Origin of the sequence: Burkholderia sp. Bp9090, assembly GCF_003857985.1 — a bacterium.
Taxonomy (GTDB): domain Bacteria; phylum Pseudomonadota; class Gammaproteobacteria; order Burkholderiales; family Burkholderiaceae; genus Burkholderia.
Genome location: NZ_QTPV01000097.1, coordinates 1 through 1613, shown reverse-complemented (window position 1 = coordinate 1613; position 1613 = coordinate 1). Strand labels below are relative to the sequence as shown.

1 protein-coding gene is annotated in these 1613 nt (G+C 67.6%); it reads right to left on the bottom strand.

Annotated features, from left to right (window positions below):
- Nucleotides 1–1613 (bottom strand): acetate--CoA ligase (acs, locus tag DIE16_RS36205; protein WP_124894417.1); only part of this gene is annotated, 1613 nt, incomplete at both ends.

Here is a 1613-nt window from a genome sequence, read left to right as displayed (position 1 = left end):
GAGCTGCTCGAGGATCGCCGGGTTCTCGAGCGTGGACGTGTCCTGCGTGATCGCCTCGCCCTTCGCGAGCGAGCGCAACAGGCGCCGCATGATCTTGCCCGAGCGCGTCTTCGGCAGGTTGTCGCCGAAGCGGATGTCCTTCGGTTTCGCGATCGGCCCGATCTGCTTGCCGACCCAGTCGCGCAGCGCCTTCGCGAGCGCCGCCGCTTCCTCGCCCTCCGGACGCGAGCGCTTGAGCACCACGAACGCGACCACCGCCTCGCCGGTCGTGTCGTCCGGGCGGCCGACCACCGCCGCTTCCGCAACCTGCTCGTGCGAGACCAGCGCCGACTCGATCTCCATCGTGCCGAGCCGGTGGCCCGACACGTTCAGCACGTCGTCGATGCGGCCCATGATCGTGAAGTAGCCGGTGTCCTTGTCGCGCACCGTGCCGTCGCCGGCGAGATAGAGCGTGCCGCCGAGTTCTTCCGGGTAATAACTCTTCCTGAAGCGCTCCGGATCGCCCCAGATCGTGCGGATCATCGCCGGCCACGGACGCTTGACGACGAGAATGCCGCCTTGCCCGTTCGGCACGTCCTGGCCCGTTTCGTCGACCACCGCGGCCATGATGCCCGGCAGCGGCAGCGTGCACGAACCCGGCACCGTCGGCGTCGCGCCGGGCAGCGGCGTGATCATGTGGCCGCCGGTTTCGGTCTGCCACCACGTGTCGACGATCGGGCAGCGCTCCTGGCCGACGTGCTTGTGGTACCACATCCACGCTTCCGGATTGATCGGCTCGCCGACCGTGCCGATGATGCGCAGGCTCGACAGGTCGTAGCTCTTCGGGTGGACCTTGTCGTCGGCTTCCGCGGCCTTGATCAGCGAACGGATCGCGGTCGGCGCGGTGTAGAACACCGTGACCTTGTAATCGTCGATCATCTTCCAGAAGCGCCCGGCGTCCGGATACGTCGGCACGCCCTCGAACACGACCTGCGTGCCGCCGCACGCGAGCGGGCCGTACGTGATGTACGTGTGGCCGGTGACCCAGCCGATGTCGGCCGTGCACCAGAACACGTCGGCCGGCTTCCAGTCGAAGGTCCACTTCATCGTCTGCGCGGCCCACAGCAGGTAGCCGCCGGTGCTGTGCTGCACGCCCTTCGGCTTGCCGGTCGAGCCCGACGTATACAGGATGAACAGCGGATGCTCGGCGCCGACCCATTCCGGCGCGCAGGTGTCGGACTCGCCGTCGGCGATCTCGTGCATCCACAGGTCGCGTTCGGCATGCCAGTCGATCTTGCCGCCGGTGCGGCGATAGACGATCACGCTCTTGACCGCTTCGCAGCCGCCCATCGCGAGCGCTTCGTCGGCGATGCTCTTGAGCGGCAGCGTCTTGCCGCCGCGCGCCTGCTCGTCGGCGGTGATGAGCGCAACGGCGCCGACGTCGACGAGCCGCTCGTTGAGCGATTTCGCGGAGAAGCCGCCGAACACGACCGAGTGCGTGGCGCCGATGCGCGCGCAGGCCTGCATCGCGACGATGCCTTCGATCGACATCGGAATATAGATGATGACGCGATCGCCCTTGCCGATCCCGCGTTTCTTCAGCGCGTTCGCGAAGCGCGACACGCGTGCCAGCA